The sequence below is a fragment of the Clostridium sp. Cult3 genome (genome assembly GCF_021655115.1).
In the GTDB taxonomy this organism is placed as follows: domain Bacteria; phylum Bacillota; class Clostridia; order Tissierellales; family Tepidimicrobiaceae; genus PPXY01.
Genome location: NZ_PPXY01000035.1, coordinates 1 through 20,882, shown reverse-complemented (window position 1 = coordinate 20,882; position 20,882 = coordinate 1). Strand labels below are relative to the sequence as shown.

The 20,882-nt window shown below is 34.9% G+C and carries 29 protein-coding genes and 1 pseudogene; 4 read left to right on the top strand and 26 right to left on the bottom strand.

Going from position 1 to position 20,882, the window contains the following annotated elements; genetic code table 11:
* Window positions 1-32: 32 nt before the first annotated feature.
* The 12 genes from C3E88_RS07580 to C3E88_RS07525 form a co-directional block, all read right to left on the bottom strand.
* A complete protein-coding gene (locus C3E88_RS07580; protein WP_236909571.1) occupies window positions 33-293 on the bottom strand; it encodes a pro-sigmaK processing inhibitor BofA family protein in 261 nt (86 codons plus the stop codon).
* Between the two features lie 56 nt (window positions 294-349).
* A complete protein-coding gene (locus C3E88_RS07575; RefSeq protein WP_236909570.1) occupies window positions 350-625 on the bottom strand; it encodes a DUF2508 family protein in 276 nt (91 codons plus the stop codon).
* 61 nt (window positions 626-686) lie between these two features.
* Complete coding sequence (locus tag C3E88_RS07570) at window positions 687-1,121, bottom strand: DUF134 domain-containing protein (protein WP_236909569.1); 435 nt, start codon at window positions 1,119-1,121, stop codon at window positions 687-689.
* Window positions 1,122-1,140: 19 nt separating this feature from the next.
* The gene (locus tag C3E88_RS07565; RefSeq protein ID WP_236909568.1) at window positions 1,141-1,971 is read right to left on the bottom strand and encodes an Mrp/NBP35 family ATP-binding protein; all 831 of its coding nucleotides are present in this window, start codon (window positions 1,969-1,971) and stop codon (window positions 1,141-1,143) included.
* Between the two features lie 193 nt (window positions 1,972-2,164).
* Window positions 2,165-2,437: a YetF domain-containing protein gene (locus C3E88_RS07560; protein WP_236909567.1), complete on the bottom strand. Its 273-nt coding sequence runs from the start codon at window positions 2,435-2,437 to the stop codon at window positions 2,165-2,167.
* 311 nt (window positions 2,438-2,748) lie between these two features.
* Entirely contained in the window at window positions 2,749-2,982 is a 234-nt protein-coding gene (locus C3E88_RS07555; protein WP_236909566.1) for a thioredoxin family protein, read from the bottom strand.
* Window positions 2,983-3,000: 18 nt separating this feature from the next.
* Window positions 3,001-4,005, bottom strand: a complete 1,005-nt coding sequence (locus C3E88_RS07550; protein WP_236909565.1) for a permease — start codon at window positions 4,003-4,005, stop codon at window positions 3,001-3,003.
* Window positions 4,006-4,015: 10 nt separating this feature from the next.
* A complete protein-coding gene (locus tag C3E88_RS07545; protein WP_236909564.1) occupies window positions 4,016-4,363 on the bottom strand; it encodes an ArsR/SmtB family transcription factor in 348 nt (115 codons plus the stop codon).
* Window positions 4,364-4,375: 12 nt separating this feature from the next.
* A complete protein-coding gene (locus C3E88_RS07540; protein WP_236909563.1) occupies window positions 4,376-5,308 on the bottom strand; it encodes a CobW family GTP-binding protein in 933 nt (310 codons plus the stop codon).
* 179 nt (window positions 5,309-5,487) lie between these two features.
* Complete coding sequence (locus C3E88_RS07535; protein WP_236909562.1) at window positions 5,488-5,886, bottom strand: arsenate reductase ArsC; 399 nt, start codon at window positions 5,884-5,886, stop codon at window positions 5,488-5,490.
* Between the two features lie 19 nt (window positions 5,887-5,905).
* Window positions 5,906-6,286 (bottom strand): ArsR/SmtB family transcription factor, encoded by a 381-nt coding sequence (locus C3E88_RS07530; RefSeq protein ID WP_236909561.1) that lies wholly within the window; start codon window positions 6,284-6,286, stop codon window positions 5,906-5,908.
* 38 nt (window positions 6,287-6,324) lie between these two features.
* Window positions 6,325-6,897: a DUF2703 domain-containing protein gene (locus tag C3E88_RS07525; RefSeq protein ID WP_236909560.1), complete on the bottom strand. Its 573-nt coding sequence runs from the start codon at window positions 6,895-6,897 to the stop codon at window positions 6,325-6,327.
* A 334-nt stretch (window positions 6,898-7,231) separates the two neighbouring features.
* On the opposite strand from C3E88_RS07525, the gene C3E88_RS07520 reads away from it, so the two are divergent.
* From C3E88_RS07520 to C3E88_RS12340, 3 genes are read left to right on the top strand one after another with little or no spacing between them, the layout of a single operon-like run.
* Complete coding sequence (locus C3E88_RS07520; RefSeq protein WP_236909559.1) at window positions 7,232-7,543, top strand: ArsR/SmtB family transcription factor; 312 nt, start codon at window positions 7,232-7,234, stop codon at window positions 7,541-7,543.
* The gene (locus C3E88_RS07515) at window positions 7,527-8,450 is read left to right on the top strand and encodes a permease (protein ID WP_236909558.1); all 924 of its coding nucleotides are present in this window, start codon (window positions 7,527-7,529) and stop codon (window positions 8,448-8,450) included. Before C3E88_RS07520 ends, C3E88_RS07515 begins: the two co-directional genes overlap by 17 nt.
* Window positions 8,451-8,464: 14 nt before the next feature.
* On the top strand, window positions 8,465-8,593 hold the full coding sequence (locus tag C3E88_RS12340; protein ID WP_272878495.1) for a hypothetical protein: 129 nt from the start codon (window positions 8,465-8,467) through the stop codon (window positions 8,591-8,593).
* Between the two features lie 44 nt (window positions 8,594-8,637).
* Here the strand turns inward: C3E88_RS12340 and C3E88_RS07510 are convergent.
* From C3E88_RS07510 to C3E88_RS07485, 6 genes and pseudogenes are all read right to left on the bottom strand, one after another.
* Window positions 8,638-8,802: pseudogene (locus C3E88_RS07510) on the bottom strand (CC/Se motif family (seleno)protein); the annotation flags it as partial.
* A gap of 182 nt (window positions 8,803-8,984) precedes the next feature.
* Window positions 8,985-9,950: an ABC transporter ATP-binding protein gene (locus C3E88_RS07505; protein ID WP_236909556.1), complete on the bottom strand. Its 966-nt coding sequence runs from the start codon at window positions 9,948-9,950 to the stop codon at window positions 8,985-8,987.
* Window positions 9,950-10,960 carry an ABC transporter ATP-binding protein gene (locus C3E88_RS07500; RefSeq protein ID WP_236909555.1) on the bottom strand — a complete coding sequence of 337 codons (1,011 nt, stop codon included), beginning with the start codon at window positions 10,958-10,960 and terminating at the stop codon, window positions 9,950-9,952. The genes C3E88_RS07505 and C3E88_RS07500 overlap by 1 nt, the downstream gene beginning before the upstream one ends.
* 15 nt (window positions 10,961-10,975) lie before the next feature.
* On the bottom strand, window positions 10,976-11,911 hold the full coding sequence (locus tag C3E88_RS07495) for an ABC transporter permease (RefSeq protein ID WP_236909554.1): 936 nt from the start codon (window positions 11,909-11,911) through the stop codon (window positions 10,976-10,978).
* Window positions 11,912-11,914: 3 nt separating this feature from the next.
* Window positions 11,915-12,844, bottom strand: a complete 930-nt coding sequence (locus C3E88_RS07490) for an ABC transporter permease (protein ID WP_236909553.1) — start codon at window positions 12,842-12,844, stop codon at window positions 11,915-11,917.
* Between the two features lie 104 nt (window positions 12,845-12,948).
* Window positions 12,949-14,562, bottom strand: coding sequence for a peptide ABC transporter substrate-binding protein (locus tag C3E88_RS07485; protein ID WP_236909552.1), 1,614 nt, complete (start codon window positions 14,560-14,562; stop codon window positions 12,949-12,951).
* Between the two features lie 193 nt (window positions 14,563-14,755).
* Here C3E88_RS07485 and C3E88_RS07480 point away from each other — a divergent pair, with 193 nt between their 5' ends.
* Entirely contained in the window at window positions 14,756-16,285 is a 1,530-nt protein-coding gene (locus tag C3E88_RS07480) for a putative polysaccharide biosynthesis protein (protein WP_236909551.1), read from the top strand.
* Here C3E88_RS07480 and C3E88_RS07475 read toward each other — a convergent pair.
* The 8 genes from C3E88_RS07475 to C3E88_RS07440 all read right to left on the bottom strand — a co-directional run bounded on the left by C3E88_RS07475 (window position 16,282) and on the right by C3E88_RS07440 (window position 20,664).
* Window positions 16,282-16,749, bottom strand: coding sequence for a Fur family transcriptional regulator (locus tag C3E88_RS07475; protein ID WP_236909550.1), 468 nt, complete (start codon window positions 16,747-16,749; stop codon window positions 16,282-16,284). The genes C3E88_RS07480 and C3E88_RS07475 overlap by 4 nt on opposite strands.
* Before the next feature lie 22 nt (window positions 16,750-16,771).
* On the bottom strand, window positions 16,772-17,134 hold the full coding sequence (locus tag C3E88_RS07470) for a DUF134 domain-containing protein (protein WP_236909549.1): 363 nt from the start codon (window positions 17,132-17,134) through the stop codon (window positions 16,772-16,774).
* A 61-nt stretch (window positions 17,135-17,195) separates the two neighbouring features.
* Window positions 17,196-17,477 carry a DUF5320 domain-containing protein gene (locus C3E88_RS07465; RefSeq protein ID WP_236909548.1) on the bottom strand — a complete coding sequence of 94 codons (282 nt, stop codon included), beginning with the start codon at window positions 17,475-17,477 and terminating at the stop codon, window positions 17,196-17,198.
* Between the two features lie 127 nt (window positions 17,478-17,604).
* Complete coding sequence (locus C3E88_RS07460) at window positions 17,605-17,961, bottom strand: NifB/NifX family molybdenum-iron cluster-binding protein (RefSeq protein WP_236909547.1); 357 nt, start codon at window positions 17,959-17,961, stop codon at window positions 17,605-17,607.
* 13 nt (window positions 17,962-17,974) lie between these two features.
* Window positions 17,975-18,829, bottom strand: a complete 855-nt coding sequence (locus C3E88_RS07455) for an ATP-binding protein (RefSeq protein ID WP_236909546.1) — start codon at window positions 18,827-18,829, stop codon at window positions 17,975-17,977.
* Window positions 18,826-19,653, bottom strand: a complete 828-nt coding sequence (locus C3E88_RS07450; RefSeq protein ID WP_236909545.1) for an ATP-binding protein — start codon at window positions 19,651-19,653, stop codon at window positions 18,826-18,828. The genes C3E88_RS07455 and C3E88_RS07450 overlap by 4 nt, the downstream gene beginning before the upstream one ends.
* A complete protein-coding gene (locus C3E88_RS07445) occupies window positions 19,653-20,015 on the bottom strand; it encodes a NifB/NifX family molybdenum-iron cluster-binding protein (RefSeq protein ID WP_236909544.1) in 363 nt (120 codons plus the stop codon). The genes C3E88_RS07450 and C3E88_RS07445 overlap by 1 nt, the downstream gene beginning before the upstream one ends.
* Before the next feature lie 145 nt (window positions 20,016-20,160).
* Entirely contained in the window at window positions 20,161-20,664 is a 504-nt protein-coding gene (locus tag C3E88_RS07440) for a gamma carbonic anhydrase family protein (protein WP_236909543.1), read from the bottom strand.
* Between the last annotated feature and the right edge of the window lie 218 nt (window positions 20,665-20,882).

Genomic DNA, 20,882 nt, shown 5'->3' with positions numbered 1-20,882 from the left:
AATTATAAAGTTTCTTAACCTTTTCTATTATATCATAAAACCTTCTGTAATATAAGTAGCAATATTACTCCTGGTATACCTAAAAAACCTACTGTCACAGCTGTTATTGGATTTATGGCTAAGGATAATCCTAAAAATCCTCCTATTAAATTAAATAAAAGCAATAGTAGTCCTCCTATAACCCCATTGGCTATTAGTTTCAATATCATCTTAATGGGAATTACTAAGAGCATCCCTACTATATATAGTAGAAACAGACCAAAGATAAAGGCTAACAAAGTGCCAACACCCATAATACCCCTCCTATATATTCACTTTATTATATAATAGGGGACAGGTTTTGTAAATATTACTCTATATTCATTTTTTTCATCTTTTTTAATAGATACATATACTTTATTTTAGATGCCTCTAGTTCGTATATGGCGTGGTCTATAAGCTCTGGCTCCTTTACCGATTGAAAATATTCTTCCTTGTCCTTCCACTCCCTATGGGCTTCTTTTAAGCTTTCTAATATCCTTTCCTCTTCCGTTTTTTCCTTAGCCTTGAAGGAGTTGGACAGTAGATTTGCATATTCAATAATCTTCTTTGCTTTCTCTTCATAGTAGCTTTTGTTTTTGGCCATAATATTACCCCCAAAATTTTATTATTCTTATTTTTGCCAAAATCCTGGGGGTTTATACCACCTATTTAATACACAGTTCTTTACATTTTGCACCTTTATTCTTGCAGACTACTTTATGGGAGTGACAAGTAGGACAGGTATCCTTGTCCCTTATTAGATCAACTTCATAGGTTTTATTACAACTTTTACATTTTAATCGACAGTGAGCAAATACATAATTGCCCCCTTTAATATTGATACCTCTTCCCTCTATCAAAGCTTGGGCTACTTTCTTCCTACCGCTATCTATAATATTTTGAAAGGTCTGTCGAGATATACCCATCTCCTCTGCACATTCCTGTTGGGTTAACCCTTCAATGTCCTTTAGCCTCATGGCTTCTAGTTCCTCCACTTTTAGATTTATGGCTTTTGTCTCCTCTTCATCTTTTCCCAGAGGAACGAAAGAAGTAGTACTAGGTAAAAATTCTACCTTTCTGCATTTTATTGGTCTAGCCATATATATCCCTCCAAAACCCTTAGCTTAAAGCTTTTACTATCTTCCCACCTATTTCTTCAAAGGTGTTTTGTATCTCTTCCTCCATTATATCATTTCCATCAACGGATACATTGGCAATATCCTTACACATAGGTAGTTCTCCCAACAGCTCTAAATCATTATCCTCTAGGAATTTGAGGGTATTTTCGCTTTCGAATATTCTAATCTTCTTACTACAGTCAGGACATTTTACGTAGCTCATATTTTCTACTACACCAAGTATAGGTATACCCATCTTCTTAGCCATGTTTATAGCCTTTGATACTATCATGGAGACCAAGTCCTGAGGTACAGAAACCATAACTAATCCTGATATAGGTATAGATTGCATCACCGTTAAGGCCACATCTCCTGTTCCTGGCGGCATATCTATAATTAGGTAGTCTAAATCTCCCCATAGTACATCGGTCCAAAACTGCTCCACTACTCCTGCAATCAATGGACCCCTCCATATAACCGGCTGGTCTTCATCTTCCATTAATAGATTGAGACTCATTACCTTTATTCCACTAGATGTAGTAACAGGTATAATTCCTAATTCATTAGCAGTGGCTTTCTTGTCACTAATATTTAAAAGTCTTGGAATGCTTGGTCCGGTAATATCCGCATCCATTATTCCAACATTAAATCCTTTTTTGTTCAATTCCTTTGCAATCATTGCAGAAACAGTGGATTTGCCTACTCCACCTTTTCCACTCATTACCCCTATAATGTTTTTAACCTGATTGTGGGGATTGTTTTTAACAGTACATGTATTTTGTTGTTCAGTACTACAACTATTCTTTGATGGACAGCTGTTGCAATCGGCCATATTTCTCATCCCTTTCAATAATTATTCGTGCACCAGGGACGGTTCTTTTTGCAGTCCACTTTCTTCCAATATCCAATATAGGAGGCTAGAATCGTCCTAGTGTACTTATTGGCATATGCTAATATGATTGTACCTTTATTTAAATTCCCTGTCAATAAGACCGTATTTGATATTATTAATTTTATATTATTCTTTAATTTTGTCTAGATATGTACAGTTTTTTTGTGCTATCTATAGTGGCTAGGTAGATTTCTTCTATACTATCTATACCTCGCATTGATAGATTGTTCACCAGCCATTCCCTATCTACCCCAGATTTGATTAAATTTTCTTCAAATAGCTTACCGTCATTGATAATGACCAATGGTAGATCTACGGGCTTAGGGGATAATTTTAAATCCATAGGGGTTACTGGATTCTTAACTTCCCTTTTAATAATACTAATAGGTAAAAGATACTTCTCCATCTAATAAAGGTGATACGGTAATAGCTCCTAATATCCAAGTTAACACAAAGTCATAAATAATCATACAAAACTATATTTACAATTAGAGGAAAGCTATATGACAGTGGTAAATAAAATTCAACAAGCCAAACAAAGTTTCACCCAATTGGCACAATCAGCTGAAAATATAATGCATAAATTGCAAAATAGACTTGATTATTTACAGTCTCAAGAACCTCAGTATAGACAAGAATAATAGCATGTTTAAAGCACAAATTCTTTCTAGAAGTAGTACTACTTCTAGAAAGAATTTTATATTTCCCATTACTTTTTTATTTTCCCAACATCTTCTTTAATTCCTTCACCTTTGGAACCTTCCCAATAGACTTAACTTCCCCATCTATTACTAGCCCAGGGGTGCTCATTACTCCGTAGCTTACTATTACTGCTAAATTATCTACCTTTTCTATATTTGCATCTATATTTAATTCGTCTAATGCAATTTCCAAATTCTTCTCCAATTTTTCACATTTGGAACAGCCAGTACCTAATATCATTATCTCCATACTGTATTCACCCTTTCATTATATCAATAGAAATGAAAAGCCATTAAGTCCATATCCTACAATTATTATTCCCAAAGTGACGATAGCTACAAAGGTAGCTAATAGCCTTGGTTTTACTACTTTGCTTAACATTACCAAAGAGGGAATGGATAGGGTAGTAACTCCCATCATAAAGGATATTACGGTACCAATGCCTACTCCTTTAGCTATTAATGCTTCCGCTATAGGAATAGTCCCAAATATATCTGCATATATTGGTATTCCGATAAATGTAGCTATTAGAACTGAGAAGGGATTGCCTTCCCCTAGAATCTTTTCTATAATGGATTGGGGTACCCAATTGTGAATACCAGCCCCTATTCCTACCCCTATTAAGATATAAGGCCACACTCTACCTACTATATCCTTTACCTGGTCTTCAGCAAACTCTACCCTGTCCCTACGGGTCATCTCTTCTATTTCAACATCTACATTTTCTACGCCCCACACATAGGATTCTACATATTTCTCCATTTTTAATCTATTGATTAATACTCCACCTATGACTGCTACTATTAGACCTACGGCTACATAAACTATTGCTATCTTTGTACCAAAGAAGGACATTAGTAGCATAAGGGAAGCTAGGTCTATCATTGGTGAAGATATTAAAAAGGAAAAAGTAGCTCCTAAGGGTAGTCCTGCTGATACAAAACCTATGAATATAGGTATGCTAGAGCAGGAACAAAAGGGCGTTACCGTTCCCAATAGTGCTCCAAATATATTTCCCTTCAATCCCTTAAACCGACCAATGATTTTTTTAGTTCTCTCTGGTGGAAAGTAACTTTGTATGAAAGATATGATAAATATCATCACTGATAATAATATGAATATCTTTATGGTATCGTATATGAAAAAGTGAATACTTCCACCTACTCTTGTTTCCATGGATAATCCAAATACCTTTTCAACTAATAATTCTACTAGATCCCACAGCCATTTCATTTTGAGTAGCTGATCATTGAGCCAAGTAAATACGTTCATAATATCACCCCTACTTTTTCATATTTGCCAGTTCAATATATTTAGCAGCTGCTTTGCTCTTTTCTAAGTCCAACTTTAGTGCTGGGTATTCCTCTACATTTTCAACTACTTTGCCTAGTATATCTCCAAATAGGCTGTCTTCTAAATTTAATGAATAAAAGGTATATTGTTCCCTTTTTTCATCCTTTACCAAGCCCATATCTCTAAGCCTAGCTAAATGTTTTGATACATTAGGCTGGGATATGCCAGTAATTCCCGTAATTTGACATACACAAAACTCACCATGGTATAGAAGCACCATTATTCTAAGGCGGGTTTCGTCAGAAAGCAATTTAAAATAGTTTAATAATTTATCCACTTAACTCTCCCCTTATCTTAATGTCATCTTTTCTCCTACTATCTCTTCCCAGGTATTAAATATAGGCCTTATTATTTGAGGACCTATTTTAGATATGATTACTAACTGAGAATTCTCCTCTCCCTTATCCGTTGGTTTATAGTCTACCCTATTACCAACTACATCTACTTGATTCCAACCATCTTCCAATTGGAAGAATCCCTTCACCCGATAACAATCTTTTTTTATAGTATCTATAAATTGAGTCAATTTTTCCTTGGTGGTTTCACCTTCATAGGTCAATATTAAGGTTTTAGGCCTATTTTCTGGTGTATTGGTGGTGTCTTCTACCCCAAGCCACCCTTCTTCTAAAAGATCCTTATCCAAGAAATCGTAGTCTATTTGTCCATTTATGGATTCGACAATATCCACCTTAGGATTTATCTCCCTGATCTTATCTTTAACTTTATTCAACTTTTCTTCGTCTATTAAATCTACTTTGCTTAAAATCACCAGATGGCAAAATTTAAGCTGTCTTTCTACCGTATCTATATCCTCTACTTGATCTAAAAAGTTAGCCCCATCTACTATACAAATAGCCCCACTATAATCGTATACATCCCCTTTAGCTGCTTTTACCGCTTCTAAAAACTCCCCTATATTGGAGGGATCGGCTAGTCCTGAACTCTCTACAAATACATATTCCATATCCCTATCTGCCATCTCTACTAAAGCGGATACGAAGGAAAGTTGTAAACAGGAACAAAATATTGAACCTCTGTTTATTTCTACTAGCTCCATACCATCTTTCTGGATTAGAGTTCCATCTATGCCTACTTTGCCAAATTCGTTCATTATTACTGCTACCTTTTTCCCCGTTAAATCCTCTAGGACATTGGTTAAAAAAGTAGTCTTTCCTGCTCCTAAGAAACCTGTAAGTAAATATAGTTTCGTTTTGTTCTCCATAGAAATGCCTCCTTAAATTTAATTACTCATATACTCATATGCCTATATGGGTATATGAGTATGATAACTTTATTCATTTGATTTGTCAATAGTTTAACGGTAAATTGATTATTTATTCTACTTCTGTTTTACTCAACTGTTTTCATTTTATTCTAAAAACCAGCCTTTTGTTCTACTGGCTATATATTGCTAATCCTCTCAGCTAAATCCTTTACCTTTTCTTCAATTATCCTAGCTGTTTTTATGAATTCTTCATCACCTTTACCTGTAGGATCGTCTAATCCCCAGTCTTCTTCATGGTTGGAAGGTAGAAAAGGACATACTACATTGCAACCCATTTTAATAACTATATCAACTTCTGGTATATCTTTTAGCAGCTTGGAATACTGAGTTTTTGTCATATCTATCCCGTATATATCCTTCATTATCCTCACGGCATCTTGATTGATTTCAGGTTTTGTTTCCGTTCCAGCAGAATAGGAATCAAAAATATCTGAAGCAAATAACTTCGCCAATGCTTCTGCCATCTGAGATCTACATGAATTATGAACACATATAAATGCTACTTTTGGTTTCATGCTGTTATCCCCCAATCAGTTATTTACTTTTATAATCTTTAAAAACCTTTCCCTCTTTTAGCTCATCACAGGAAAGTCCACTTTTTTTATATTTCTTTAATCTCTCATAATCTTTTTGATACGGATTAACATCCATAGTATGCTCTTCTATAATTTCCCTTATAAAGGGATACTCTTTTACTGTCTTTTCATCAATTTTATAATATACATAGGTTCCAACTTTATAGTTATCTAATATCCTTGCATTAATTAGTCTATTTAAATGGCGAGAAGCATTTGACTGTGAAATATCAAGTATTATTTCAATTTCACAGACACATAACTCCCCACTTTTTAGTATATTTAGTATTCTCATTCTGGTATCATCTGCAAGAGCTTTCAAAATTTCTATTAAATCCATATTCTTACCTCCTGATTGCTAAAATATTTTCTATAGTTTTACTCATCACCTGGATTCCTGTTTGTTTCAATGGATTCAAAAAACCTTCTCAAGTTTTCTGGCAATTCATAGGTCTCTTCATTACATCCTCTATCTAGAGTGGCGTTAGTATACCCATATACTGCACGAAGAATGGCGTCAACAATCATTGCTTTTGGTGGAACATCATATTCTTTTCCCTCATACATCCATACTCTACAATCAACATCATCACCACATAGATCTCCACAGGATTCACAATAAGATTCTTTAACTTCCATTTGTATATCCTTTCCATTTATTCGGATAGTAGGTGAACTTACAAATTTATATTTTATTGCCTTTCCTTTGCTATCAATATGAATTTTTTTCACAACTACATCAATGCCTGTTAATTTAAGTACCTTTGCTACATCTGTAATAGCTGCTTCGAGACCATCATCTGTTCCTTGACATCGGTTACAGGTGTCTAGGTCTAAATACAAAAATTCAATGATTATTTTTCTAGTCTCCTCCATTTGACCCTCTGCCACATCTCCACAACATCCTGTATTACACTCACAGCTCTTGTTTTGAGACTTACGACAATCCATATATCCTTCCTCCTTAAATTCAATGCTATATGACTATATTCGCTTATACTCATATATTATTGAATTTAATTTCTTGTGTCAACACTTTTTAAAAAGTTTGTAATTTTTATTTTGTCAATCAATAGGATTAACCGTCACAAATATCTATAGTAGATGAACTTGATATCAGAATCATCTATATGGATATACAAGAGGTATAAAGCGAAAACTTTAAAACAATAAAACATTGACAAATGATTGTCATTTGAATACTATATATAGTAGTAGGATATATCAAGTTTTTTTGATGTATTAATCAAACTTATTTGATATATGAAAAGGAGGTTAATTATAAATGGAAATATTGAATCAATATGCCACTATCTTTGGTGCTATTTCAGATGAATTTCGTTTAAGGCTGCTTTTATATTTATATGTAAATGATGAAAGATGTGTATGTCATATATGTGAATTCTTCGATATGGGGCAGTCAAGTATATCCTACCATCTAAAGATACTTACTGATGCTAACATAATAAATAAAAAGCAAGTAGCCGTCTGGAATTATTATTCAATTAATAAATCCAATGAAATATATTCTATATTAATTGATATTTTTAAAAGTGTAGATAAAAAGGAGTGGGTTCACAGTGTTTCAAATCAGTAGTTTAAAAGAAGTAGGAAAGATGTTTCTATTTCTAATGGGGGAATTAATATTACTTTTTATCGGGATTAGTTTTTTTGTTGCCCTTATTCAAATTTATTTATCTAAAGATAAGATTAAAAGAATACTTACTACACCTAGAAAAGGATTAAACAGTGTGTTAGGTGCAATTCTAGGAGCAGTGACTCCTTTTTGTTCTTGCTCTACTGTTCCTATTTTAGTTGGATTGTTAAAAAGCGGAGCCCCTTTTTCAGGTACTATTTCATTTCTGTTAACTTCACCTATATTAAATCCTGCTATTATAGCTTTATTCCTAACGTTTTTTGGAATGAAAGCCACTATTATTTATTCGGCATTTACTTTTGTATTTGCGGTTATAGCTGGACTATTCCTTGATAAACTTGGATTTGAAAGGGAAGTTAAAAATGTTAGTATAAAAGGCGATAATAGTGATGAATTAGTATATGAAGACATTGAAGGAACTTTCTTAGAAAAAAATAAAATAGCCTTTAAACATGGTTTTCTTGAAGCTTTAGTTTTATTTAGACAAGTATTCCCATATTTACTTCTAGGTGCTGGTATAGGCTCATTTATATATGAGTTTGTTCCTCAAGATTTACTATCTAACTTTGCTGGTAAATCAAATATATTATCGGTGCCTATTGCAGCTATAATTGGTATTCCTATGTACATACGAACAGAAACAATGATACCTATTGCAAGAATACTTATTGATAAAGGAGTAGGTTATGGTACTATGGTAGCCCTTATAATAGGCGGTGCTGGAGCCAGCATTCCTGAGCTTTCACTACTAGGCTCCATATTTAAAAAGAAGATGATGATTGCATTTGTTCTTTCTATATTTACTGTGGCAATCATCACCGGATATGTATTTAATATAATTATGTAATGGGAGGTGATAATATGGATAAGAAAAAGAAAACTACCCTTTCCAGCTTATTTAAAAGAAAGAAATCATCTTGTTGTTCTATAGAAATAGTAGAAGATAAAAAAGATCAAGATGAAAACAATAAAGTGGAAAATAAAAAATAAATAAAGGGGTGGCATGGTTATTCACCATTGCTAACCCCTTCTATCTATATCAAACCCCGTACATATAATTTCCTTCTCCATAAAAACCTAATCAATTTAATATTCAACTTGCCTTTCCTTGGTTTAATATTTGACTCGACATATACATCTATATCCTCTACCCTATATAGATCATAGGCAGTTTCATCGTAGGGTTTTCCCATCTTTACCGATGGTTCATATACTACAGCTCAACCTGAATTAATCATAGTAAGGTAAATTCGCACTGTATTGTCCTCAGATTTGTTCCTTATATATTCTATGGCTTTATTATCGATTTGGATATCCAATTGAATACACCTCCATATATTATACTGTCTCTATAATATACCATATGGGGGTATCGTGTCAATTATATAAAATCCTCAGCCCTGTGGCAAGCTACAAAGCGATTTTGTTTTATCTCTTCTAGTTTTGGCGTAACCTTCCTACACTTATCCCTTGCATAGCTACATCTATCTACAAATCTACATCCTTCCGGTGGATTGATCGGGCTTGGTACATCTCCTTGCAGCATGATCCTGTGCCTGCCCCTTTGTATTTCCGGATTTGGTATTGGAATTGCAGAGAGTAATGCCTTTGTATAGGGATGAATTGGATTTTCGTATAGTTCTTCACTATCAGCCAACTCCATCATATGGCCTAGATACATTACCCCTACTCTATCGGAAATATAGCGAACCATGGATAGATCATGGGCTATAAATAGATAGGTTAATCCTAATCGATTTTGTAATTCTTTTAGCAAATTTACTACTTGAGCTTGTATAGACACGTCTAAAGCAGATATAGGTTCATCGCAGATGATAAACTTTGGGTTTAATGCCAAGGCCCTTGCAATTCCTATTCTCTGACGTTGCCCCCCAGAAAACTCATGAGGGAAACGCATAGCATGTTCCTCTCCTAAGCCTACTAGTTCTAATAATTCTATTATCCTTTCTGTTCGCTCTTCCTTGGTTTTATAGCTTTGATGGATATCTAAAGGTTCTCCTATAATATCTTCTACAGTCATCCTTGGATTTAAACAGGCATAGGGGTCTTGGAATATCATCTGAAAGTTCTTTCTTACTTCCTGCATCTGCCTTTTAGTAAGCTTATATATGTTTTCCCCATTGAATATAAGCTCTCCCTCCGTTGGTTCATAGAGGCGCATAATGGTTCTACCTGCTGTAGATTTACCACATCCAGACTCTCCTACTAGCCCTAAAGTTTCCCCTTCATATATATCAAAGCTGATTCCATCTACTGCTTTCAACTGTCCTTCCCCTACATCAAAATATTTTTTGATATTCCTTGCTGAAATCAAAGGCTTAGCCATTATGCTTCCCTCCTCTCTTTGCTATTTACCTTTTGTGCCATGGGGTGATTTAGCCAACATGAACTGCTATGATTACTACTATGTTGTGTAAAGTCTGGCATATGATCCTTGCATATTTTCATAGCTCTGTCACAGCGATCATAAAAAGCACAACCCTTTGGTGGAATATATAGATCTGGTGGGGTCCCGTAAATTGCATGTAATGGTTCATCTTTTTTCATATCCAAGCTAGGCACAGAATACAATAGTTTTCTAGTATATGGATGATGAGGATTGTTGAATATTTCTAAAGTCAATCCCGATTCTACAATTTGCCCTGCATACATTACCACTACCCTATCGCTCATATCAGCTACTACACCTAGGTCGTGAGTAATCAATATAATTGACATATTCAATCTATCTTGCAATCTTTTCATCAAATCCAATATTTGGGCTTGTACCGTTACATCTAATGCGGTAGTTGGCTCATCGGCAATGAGAAGTTCCGGAGTACATACCATAGCTAAAGCTATCATAACCCTTTGACGCATACCTCCTGAGAATTCATGAGGATATTGTTTAATCCTCTTTTGTGGCTGTGGTACTGCTACTAACTCAAGCATTTCAATGGCTTTATCTTCCGCTTCTTTAGAACTCAATTTCCTATGTTTTTTAAGACCTTCCACTATCTGTTCTCCAATACGCATAGTAGGATTTAGAGAGGTCATAGGATCTTGAAATACCATACTGATTTTATTCCCTCTAATCCTTTGCAACTCCTTCTCAGTTTTGTTCAAAAGGTTTGCCCCATTAAACAGTATTTCTCCACCTTTAAAAAAAGCTGGAGGCATGGGAAGAAGCTGCATTATGGAATTGGCAGTAACGCTTTTGCCACAACCTGATTCCCCTACTATGGCTACAGTCTCTTTCTTTCCAACATCGAAACTTATGCCACGAACTGCTTCTACTTCTCCAAAAAATGTTTTAAATGATACTTTTAGATTTTTTACTTCTAATAGCTTTTCCATATCTTCCCCTTCTTCCTATTTACGCAATCTTGGATCCAACGCATCTCTAAGTCCATCTCCCAATACATTAAAGGAGAACATGATAAGAGATATGAATATTGCAGGAATCAATATCTGATATCCATTGCCTACAGCCAATCCAGCTAACCCATCATTGGCAAGAGTTCCTAAACTGGATTTTGGCGGTTGAAGCCCTAGGCCTAAGAAGCTTAAAGTTGCTTCTGCAAATATAGCTCTAGGTACTGTAAGGGTTATATTGACTAGTATAGGTCCTAGAGTGTTGGGGATAATGTGTTTCTTCAATATCCATTTCTTATTTGCACCTAATGATTCAGAAGCCATAGCATATTCGGATTCCTTTAGCTGGAGGACTTGACCACGGACTAATATGGCCATGGGTACCCATCCTGTCAAACTCATGGCTAAAATCATTACAAACAAGCTATCCCCTTGTCCAAATACTACAGATAATAAGATAACTACCAATAGGTAAGGAATACTATATATTATTTCTGCTATACGCATCATAAAACTATCCAATCTGGTACTAGCCATGCCTGCAACTCCTCCATATACTACTCCAATGAAGAAATCCAATAGGGCTGCCATAAAACCAATGAATATAGAATACCTAGCTCCAAACCAAGTACGGGTAAACAAATCCCTACCTAATTCATCTGTACCAAACCAATGTATGCTATTTGGTTTATTATTGATTGCATTTAAGTCCTGTTGAAAATATTTAAATCCATTGATATGAGTCCCTATTATAGCCATTATGATAAATAAAACTATTATGATCAAACCAGACATAGCTAGTTTATTCATCTTTAATCTACGCCAAACATCAGCCCAATACTTGATACTTGGACGATGGATTTTTTCAGCATTTTTTTCTTCTTTGGATATAGGCATGAATAAATCTTCTGTATATTCTATTTCTGCTTTCATATATCATCGTCCCCCTTCTGTGAGTTTAATACGTGGATCTACAAATATATAGGCTATATCTACAAATAGTAACATTAGGATTAATATTATTGCATAGAATATGGTGGTTCCCATTATAAGGGTATAGTCCCTATTGCTAATGGAACTTACAAAAGCCATCCCAAGCCCGGGTATACCAAATATCTTCTCCACTACAAAACTACCTACCAATAGATTAGATACCAAAGTTCCTAGTACGGATATAATAGGAAGTATAGCATTTCTGACAGCATGTTTTAAAATTACTGCTCCTTTGGATATGCCTTTGGATTTGGCGGTCTTTATATAGTCCTGTCCCAATACTTCCAACATGCTAGAACGCATTAGCCTTGCTATATATGCAAGGGGCATCATAGCTAAAGCCAAACTTGGCAATATAGTATGTTTAAAGGTTCCCCATCCTGCTATAGGTAGCCAAGATATATTCCTAGCCAGAAACTGAATGAATACAGTACCTAATATAAAACTAGGAACGGAAATACCTAATATAGCGATTATCATAGACAGATAATCAGGCCATCTGTTTTGATTTAATGCAGCCATGGCACCTAAGGCTGGTCCAAAACAAAGAGCTATAATTAGTGCCTGTAATCCTAAATAAGCCGATACTGGAAAACCTCTCTTGATCATATCGTTTACCGTCTCTACCCTGGATTTCATAGATTCACCAAAATCCCCTTTAAGAAGTCTTTTTAAATATATTACATATTGTTCATGTAATGGTTTATCTAGTCCATATTTTTTCAATAGATTTTCATATACTCCTGGAGGCATTTTGCTTTCAGATCTAAAGGGATTTCCTGGCACTGAGTGCATCAATATAAATGTGATGGTAATTATGGCCCATATAGTAATCAAGGATATTGCTACTCTCTTTATGATGTATTTTGCCATAAATTGCTCTCCTTTCTCCAATTTAAAAATAAGTTAGGGAATCAGACTGACGAAGGTTTTCATACAGTCTGACAATCCCTTGATCTACTTTACTTTGTCTTTAACTATTTATTTATATCTGCGTATATAAATGATGGGTCCCTATTAACTGCCTTTGATACTCCTGTTACATAGGATTTTTGAGCATAGGGTTTTGTATAGTGATAAATTGGTGCAATAGGCATATTTTCCATCAATATCTTTTCCCCTTGACGCATTGATTCAAAACGAATTTTTTGATCTGCTGTACTCTTTGCAGTTTTTATCAATTCATCATATTCTGCATTGCTAAATCCTGAATCATTATAAGGTCCATCTGTTACAAATAGATCCATGAATGTCATTGGGTCAACATAGTCTCCAACCCAACCTGCACGGGATATAAAATAGTCTCCTGCTTTTTCCCGGTCTAATTTTACCTGGAATTCTACGTTTTCAAGTTGAACTTCGATACCTAAATTGTTTCTCCACATTTCTTGGATTGCTTGAGCAATTTTTTTGTGGCCTTCTTGGGTATTATATAAAATGCTAAACTGGTTCATATCGGCAATAGTCATACCTTCCTCAGCCAATCCTTCTTCTAGTAGGTTTTTGGCTTCTACAGGATCCTCTTTAATTAAATTACCAGCTACATCACGGAAATCCTTACCGTTTTCATCTGGAATATCAAAGCATACTACACCTTGGGCTGGTATCTGTCCACCTTGGGCTACCTTATCCACTATGGTTTGACGATCAATTGCCATGGATAGAGCTTGTCTTACTTTTGGATTGTTAAAAGGCTTAACTGCAGTATTAAAGTTGTAATAATAGGTTGCTAAGTCCGAACCAATTACCAATTCTTCATTCTTTTCTGCATTTAATTGAGCTACTACTGCTTGTGGGAGGGGTGATAGAAAATCATATTCTCCACCTTGGTATTTTTGCCAAGCAGTGTTTTCATCTTCTAAAATTGAAAATTCAATACCATCTAGTTTAACCTTGTCAGCATTATAATAGTTTGGATTTTTTTCAATAGTAATCTTTGATTTGTGTTCCCAAGTCTTTAATTGGAAAGGCCCATTGGATACATAGGTTGATGGATCCTTTGCCCAATTAGGGTTACTTTCTACTACCTTTTGATTGACGGGGAATAAGGAGTAAAATGCTGTTAATTCTACAAAATATGGTGCAGGTTGTTCAAGGACTACTTGTAGAGTTTTGTCGTCTAACGCTTTAACAGCTACGTCATCACGATTAGCTTTTCCTGAATTGTAGGCTTCACCATTTTTAATATAGAAAAATTGATATGCATAATTTGCAGCCATTTCTGGGTCCAATGCTCGTTTCCATGAATATTCAAAATCATAAGCTGTTACTGGATCACCATTAGACCATTTTATATCGTCTCTTAGGACAAAAGTATATGTTACATCATCGTCAGCTAATTTGTATTCCTTTGCCATGCCTGGTACTATATTGCCTTTTTCATCCCTCTTCATCAAACCTTCAAATATATGGTCTAATATCCAAGATTCATGGGTACCTTGAGCAAGGGCTGGATCTAAGGAACCTGGTTCGCTAGAGTTGTTAGTCCTCAATATCTTTTTGCCTTTATCAGTATCGGCCCCGCCACATCCAGATAATAGTATCGTTAAAATTAGAGTAAGACTTAAAAAAATAGCCAGTTTTCTTTTCATGAATGTTCCTCCCTTTTAAATTTCATCTTTCTGAAATATTAGTTTTTTCTTAGTTTAGCACTGGCGAGGCTCACTTTCAATGAACAACTTATGGATACATATCCAACCCTTGGAGAACGTTTGAAAAATGAAGGTCATTTTATCTTTTTATATGGCATATAGATGAATATCTGAAAGACGGTGGGGTGATCTTTTGAAAAGTAGTTTTATTCATGGTTCCTTTTTACTAGTACTGGTAAATCTTATTCTAATGTTTTTGGATTTTAGCTATAATGTATTTTTATCTAAGCTTATTGGAGCAGAGGGAATGGGATTGTTGCAAATATCCATGTCTATACTAATGGTGTTTTTAGTCCTTTCCAGTGGCGGTATATCTACTGCTGTATCAAAACTAATAGCAGAGCAAAGTTCTAAAAATATCTATGCTACCGACAGAATATTAAAGCTTACTATCCTATTGGTATTAATTCTTTCGACTATTTTTAGTTTTGTCCTAATATTTTTTGCTCCAAACATAGCTATAAAGGTATTTAAGGATGAAGATATGTTCATATTTATATATTTTTTAGTTCCAGCGACTTTAATCATCTCCATCAGCTCCATATTAAGAGGATACTTCTATGGTCTGAAGATGATAACAGTTCCTAGTATTTCACAAATTATCGAACATGTAGGGAGATTTGCTGTAGTTTTAGGATTTTTATATTATAAGGCTCCTATTACCCCAGCTTATGGGGCGCTAGTTGCTATAGCTGGTATTTCCATTGGGGAGACATTTGACCTAATATGGCTTAGTTTTATGCAAAGGTTCATGATTGATAGAAAAACATATAGTGTTAATTCTAGGATAGAAGGGATTAGAATTCTAAAACAAATCCTACAGGTATCCATACCCATTGGAATATCTAATCTATTGGGGGTTGTATTAAGATTTGCCAATTCGGTTCTGATTCCCAATAGATTAATCGATGCAGGCTACTCAAATAGTGAAGCTATAGCGACCTTTGGCAGGATTACAGGAATGGCCATGCCTATGATCACCTTGCCCTTTATAGTTACATCTGCTATGGTAATCAATCTAATCCCTAATTTATCGGAACAGATGGCTTTGAAAAATTACAGGGAAGTGAAAAACCATATATTATTTTCCATAAAAATAACCCTGCTATTCTCTATTCCATTAACAGGGCTATATGCTTCTTTCTATGAACCTATTGGTATTTTTTTATATGAGGATCTACAGGTAAGTAAATATATATATATTATGGGTTTTAATACTACATTTTTGGCACTCCAACATATCTTTTCCGGTATCCTCCATGGCTTAAATAGACAAATAACTGCTGCTATAAATAGGATGATAGGTATGATACTGCAACTATTAATGATATGGTTTTTAGTGGGAAATCCTAAATTAGGAATCAATGGTTTTTTTATTGGCTTCTACTTATCTGGAGTAACCATTTGCATTTTAGATTTCTTCATACTTAAGAAGATGATGAAACTATATATAGATTATTGGGATTTGCTATTAAAACCTTTAATAGGAACCCTTTGCATGATCCCTATAATATATATTTCATCAGGTCTTTTATCTCATCTATATATTAATGAAGTTTTAAACTTTGTCCTTAGTCTAATAGTAGGTGCCCTATTTTATATCTTTGTATTATATGTAACAAAAGCTATTCCTAAGAATATATCAAATCGATTCCATAATTAATCCTTAGCTAAACAGTTCTTGCACAATCCATGAAACATAATATCCATATCAAATATTTCGCAGCCCTGCTTATCCTCTATGATCCTATTAGCCTTCAAATATTCTAGTATAATATCTTGGTCTAATATATCCACTATGCATCCACAGTTTTCACATTGGAAGTGGATATGTAAAGGCTTTTTACCATACATCTTCAACTCATAATAATTGGTATCATCAACTCTAAACTCCTTTAGTATATCTAGGTCTACAAATATATTTATATTTCTATATACTGTTGCTAAACCAATTCCATCAGGTTTTAAAAATTCATATACTTCCTCTGCACTTAAATGTTTCTGGTTATGCTGTATAAATATATACAATATCTGCCTTCTCTGATTGGTAGCTTTATACCCGTGTTTATCTATTACCTCTTCAATTAAATTGATGGTTTGTCTTTCCCAATTGTTTAACTCTTTCATTTAAACAACTCCTCAATTTTATTTATGGCCTTCTATTACCTCCCCTATGCCTATGTCGTCCTCTGTTACATGGAGTGCATTGTTCCCCATCTTTTTCACACAATACATAGTCGCCGCCTTCTATCCTTAAAACTTTCCCATTTACTAAGCTATCAGCAACCTTTTCCTTGGCTTTGGTATACATCCTCTGTACTGTTGAACGAGCTACATCCATCCTTTCCGCACACTGTTCTTGTTCTAAACCTTCTAGGTCTATAAGGCGGATTACCTCATATTCTTCTACGGACAATATAATAGGTTCATCATGAATATGTCCATCTAATGGTCCATATGCTTTTATATTTGGTAGCCTACATACTCTTCTTCGCTTTCTGGGTCTAGCCATCCTTCCACCCCTTTCTAGATATATTTTACCATAACAAAAGGATGGGTGCCCCATCCTTTTATTATTCTTCTTTGAAATCTTCTAGCACTTTATCTACCTCATCTAATCTAGACTTTAGATAATCTCTTTCTTCTTCTAACATAGCCTTTTCCTCTTCTGGGCTGAGGACATAAGCTCCCATTCCCCTTCCATATCCAGGACCATAACCGCATCCCATTCTTCTTCCATGTCCTAATCCATAACCATAGCCCATATTTCTACTGTATTCCCTTCTACAATAGCCCATACCTCTTCCTGTCATAGGCCCTATACCCATAGGTCCCATACCATTTCTTCTTGGCATCAAATCATCTCCTTTTTATCATATGTTTTGGTCATATGCTCTTTATCTTTATGGTAACATTGTTTTGGGTATATGTCAATAACGTTTTTTTAAAAAAAGACCAACCCATTGGATTGGCCGTATATATCTAGTCTTCACAGTGACCTTCGTGGGCATGTTCTTCACATACTGCCCCTGTAGATTCTAGATTTCCCTCTATATAGTCCTCTATTATATCACTACAATTTCCACTAGCACCAACTATTACTTGAATCCCATTATCGGTAAATAGCTGTTGAGCAGTAGCTCCCATACCTCCTGATATTATCACATCAGCTCCTTTTTCTTTTAGGAAAACTGGTAGAAATCCTGGTCTATGTCCAGGATTAGGTTCAAATTCATGACCTAAAACCTTACCTTGACTAATTTCATACATAGTAAATCCTTCACAATGACCAAAATGGCCACTCACTTTGTCTCCATCTGTTGCAATAGCAATCTTCATTCTGATAACCTCCTTAAATATTTAAATAATCTTCTTTCATCCTATTCCACATATGTCTTATGGCTTGATTGGCTTTGCTGTTTTCATAGTATATTATGGGTTTTAGTTCATTTATAGATTGAACTACGGTTTCATCAAAGGGTATCTTTCCTACTAAGGGAATATGATTTTCCTTACAATAGCCTTCTATATCCAGGGTCACCTCTTCATTAATGTCATATTTGTTTACACATACCATAGCTGGTATATTGAAATGCTCTGTCAACTGATAGACTCGAATAAAGTCCTCAAGACCAGATTTTGTTGGCTCTGTAACAATAAGTAACCAATGGTTTCCTGTAATAGATGCTATAACTGAACAACCTATACCTGGTGAACCGTCTAATATAGTAATAGTAGAGTTTCCTACATGTTTTTCAGTCTTTTGTCTCAAACGGGATACTAATAGGCCGGAACCATCTCCACCAATTTCCATTTCAGCTCTAAATATATTTCCATCAGGTATTTCCGTTCTATATATATCAGCAGTTTTTTCCTCCACTAGATCTATGGCTTTTTCTGGACAAACTATAGTACAAGCTCCACAACCTTCACACTTAAGTTCATTTACCTTCCCCAAATCTATGGCATCAAATTTACATACTTCATTACAAAGTCCACATTGAGTGCATAGATTGGTGTCTACATGGGCTACTTGACTGCCAGAAAAGTATTCCTTATCCCTATCTTCACCATCATAGTATAGATACATATTAGAAGCCTCAACATCAGCATCGATCCTTACTGACCCTTTTTCCAATTCTGCAATGGAGGTAGCAATGGTAGTCTTACCCGTTCCTCCTTTGCCACTTATGATCCCTAGTCTCATAGAAGCACCTCCTCTATGTTTTTTATGATGATTTGGAAGGCTTCCCTATATTCTTTTACATCCACTAGAGTTTGACCTTTAGAGTAGTTTTCTGCTATTTCTCTTCTATAGGGGATAGTTCCTATAAGCTCTATATTCTCCTCTTCTATATATTCTTTTAGATAGGGATTGTTTTCATCGTATTTGTTAATTATCAATCCAAAGGGGATATTGAGCTTTTTAGTTAATTCTATAGCCATCTTTAAATCATGAAGCCCAAAAGCTGTAGGTTCTGTAACCAATAGGGCCTTATCAGCATAGTGGAGAACATTTACTACATTACAGGAAGTACCTGGAGGGCTATCCAATAGATTGATTCCCCCTTCTGGTAAATCCTTCAACAATTCCTTCAATATGGGGACTGCCATAGGTTCACCTATGTTCATTATCCCTCTTTTTAATGATATTTCTCCTCTTTTGCCTTCTTCTATTACTCCTGTAGTCCTTGTTGTATATTCTATTGCCTCCGTAGGACAGGCTAATCCACAAGCGCCACAGCTATGACACAGTTTGTCGAATAATATTATCCTATCCTTAGTCTTTGCTAATGCATTAAACCTACAAGCTTCAGCACAATTTCCACATAGTATACATTTTTCTTCATCAATATTAGGTACTTCAATTTCAACATCTTGCCTTGTAATATTTTCCGGCTTAAGAAATATAAAGCCATTGGGTTCTTCTACATCACAGTCTATGTAGTTGGCTTCTAATAATAGAGCTAAGTTGGTAGCCACGGTGGTCTTGCCTGTTCCGCCTTTTCCACTTAATATCGCTATATTCATTAGTATCCTCTCTTTTGGGAGGGACCAGCTTCTTTTATTTCCTCTAGTTCATTGGCTTTAAAGGATTCTATTAGCAATTTACAGGGGATACTTTTGCCTTTGTGCATCTTTATATCTGAACTTTTTAGAAGTTTATAGGCATTAGGGCCTATGTTGCTGGAAATAACTCCATCTACGGATTCATCTATTAATTGCTGAGCAGATGCAATTCCTGCTCCACCACTGGAGTTCTTCCCTTGGTTTTCTATAGCTATAAATTCATCGGATTCTAGATCGTATATAATAAAATACTCACATCTTCCAAATCTCAAATCCAGAGAGCTATCCAAATCCTTTCCACTTGATGATAATGCAATCTTCATAATTATCTCCTCCAAAGTTAAAGTTATTGGCATATGCTAATTTGATTTTACAACTATAATTAATTTTTGTCAAATAAAAAATAAGTTAAAGATAAATCTTTAACTTATTTTTTAATAGATATGATAAATCCTACTAATTACCCACCTATATATGTTCATCTCTCCAAAGCTTTTCATAGCGGATTGCATTATGCTTTATGGTTTGTATTTCCTCTTCTGTTACTTGTCTTTTTACCTTTCCTGGCATCCCTATAACTAAGGAATTTGGTGGTATGACCGTTCCTTCTGTAATCAAAGTTCCTGCCCCTATTATACAATTATCCCCTATAGTGGCCCCATTTAATATTATAGCTCCCATACCTATTAGGCAATTATCCCCTACTGTGCAGCCATGAACTACTGCATTATGCCCTATGGTAGTACAATCGCCAATTTCCAAAGGTTCATGGGTGTCTACATGTAGAGTTGCGTTGTCTTGAACATTGGTGTATTTCCCTATCTTGATATAATTCATATCCCCTCTAGCTACTGCACTATACCAGATACTACTTCCTTCATCTATGGTTATATCTCCCATCACATCTGCCGATTCCGCAATAAAGGTATCTGGATGAATTTTAGTCTTTTTGTCTTTTATATCTTTTATCATGTCTTCTCTCCTTATCTATAATTTTTAGCCTTTTCTAAACCACTAGTTGGTAAATCCTAAATTCTGAAACAGCTATATATTATATATTACCCTAAGATATACCAATAACCCATAACTTTCTGTCAATAGTCAATGAAAATGTCACATAAGAACATAGAAATTTATTCAGTGAAAATGTCACTTTTAATGATAAAAAAAATATATAACCGCATTTATTC

Excerpts from the sequence above, each read along its gene's own strand:
- C3E88_RS07580 (WP_236909571.1), bottom strand. The coding sequence starts at position 293 with ATGGGTGTTGGCACTTTGTTAGCCTTTATCTTTGGTCTGTTTCTACTA.
- C3E88_RS07575 (WP_236909570.1), bottom strand. The coding sequence starts at position 625 with ATGGCCAAAAACAAAAGCTACTATGAAGAGAAAGCAAAGAAGATTATT.
- C3E88_RS07570 (WP_236909569.1), bottom strand. The coding sequence starts at position 1,121 with ATGGCTAGACCAATAAAATGCAGAAAGGTAGAATTTTTACCTAGTACT.
- C3E88_RS07565 (WP_236909568.1), bottom strand. The coding sequence starts at position 1,971 with ATGGCCGATTGCAACAGCTGTCCATCAAAGAATAGTTGTAGTACTGAA.
- C3E88_RS07560 (WP_236909567.1), bottom strand. The coding sequence starts at position 2,437 with ATGGAGAAGTATCTTTTACCTATTAGTATTATTAAAAGGGAAGTTAAG.
- C3E88_RS07555 (WP_236909566.1), bottom strand. The coding sequence starts at position 2,982 with ATGGAGATAATGATATTAGGTACTGGCTGTTCCAAATGTGAAAAATTG.
- C3E88_RS07550 (WP_236909565.1), bottom strand. The coding sequence starts at position 4,005 with ATGAACGTATTTACTTGGCTCAATGATCAGCTACTCAAAATGAAATGG.
- C3E88_RS07540 (WP_236909563.1), bottom strand. The coding sequence starts at position 5,308 with ATGGAGAACAAAACGAAACTATATTTACTTACAGGTTTCTTAGGAGCA.
- C3E88_RS07535 (WP_236909562.1), bottom strand. The coding sequence starts at position 5,886 with ATGAAACCAAAAGTAGCATTTATATGTGTTCATAATTCATGTAGATCT.
- C3E88_RS07530 (WP_236909561.1), bottom strand. The coding sequence starts at position 6,286 with ATGGATTTAATAGAAATTTTGAAAGCTCTTGCAGATGATACCAGAATG.
- C3E88_RS07525 (WP_236909560.1), bottom strand. The coding sequence starts at position 6,897 with ATGGATTGTCGTAAGTCTCAAAACAAGAGCTGTGAGTGTAATACAGGA.
- C3E88_RS07520 (WP_236909559.1), top strand. The coding sequence starts at position 7,232 with ATGGAAATATTGAATCAATATGCCACTATCTTTGGTGCTATTTCAGAT.
- C3E88_RS12340 (WP_272878495.1), top strand. The coding sequence starts at position 8,465 with ATGGATAAGAAAAAGAAAACTACCCTTTCCAGCTTATTTAAAAGAAAG.
- C3E88_RS07505 (WP_236909556.1), bottom strand. The coding sequence starts at position 9,950 with ATGGCTAAGCCTTTGATTTCAGCAAGGAATATCAAAAAATATTTTGAT.
- C3E88_RS07500 (WP_236909555.1), bottom strand. The coding sequence starts at position 10,960 with ATGGAAAAGCTATTAGAAGTAAAAAATCTAAAAGTATCATTTAAAACA.
- C3E88_RS07495 (WP_236909554.1), bottom strand. The coding sequence starts at position 11,911 with ATGAAAGCAGAAATAGAATATACAGAAGATTTATTCATGCCTATATCC.
- C3E88_RS07490 (WP_236909553.1), bottom strand. The coding sequence starts at position 12,844 with ATGGCAAAATACATCATAAAGAGAGTAGCAATATCCTTGATTACTATA.
- C3E88_RS07485 (WP_236909552.1), bottom strand. The coding sequence starts at position 14,562 with ATGAAAAGAAAACTGGCTATTTTTTTAAGTCTTACTCTAATTTTAACG.
- C3E88_RS07475 (WP_236909550.1), bottom strand. The coding sequence starts at position 16,749 with ATGAAAGAGTTAAACAATTGGGAAAGACAAACCATCAATTTAATTGAA.
- C3E88_RS07470 (WP_236909549.1), bottom strand. The coding sequence starts at position 17,134 with ATGGCTAGACCCAGAAAGCGAAGAAGAGTATGTAGGCTACCAAATATA.
- C3E88_RS07465 (WP_236909548.1), bottom strand. The coding sequence starts at position 17,477 with ATGCCAAGAAGAAATGGTATGGGACCTATGGGTATAGGGCCTATGACA.
- C3E88_RS07460 (WP_236909547.1), bottom strand. The coding sequence starts at position 17,961 with ATGAAGATTGCTATTGCAACAGATGGAGACAAAGTGAGTGGCCATTTT.
- C3E88_RS07455 (WP_236909546.1), bottom strand. The coding sequence starts at position 18,829 with ATGAGACTAGGGATCATAAGTGGCAAAGGAGGAACGGGTAAGACTACC.
- C3E88_RS07450 (WP_236909545.1), bottom strand. The coding sequence starts at position 19,653 with ATGAATATAGCGATATTAAGTGGAAAAGGCGGAACAGGCAAGACCACC.
- C3E88_RS07445 (WP_236909544.1), bottom strand. The coding sequence starts at position 20,015 with ATGAAGATTGCATTATCATCAAGTGGAAAGGATTTGGATAGCTCTCTG.
- C3E88_RS07440 (WP_236909543.1), bottom strand. The coding sequence starts at position 20,664 with ATGATAAAAGATATAAAAGACAAAAAGACTAAAATTCATCCAGATACC.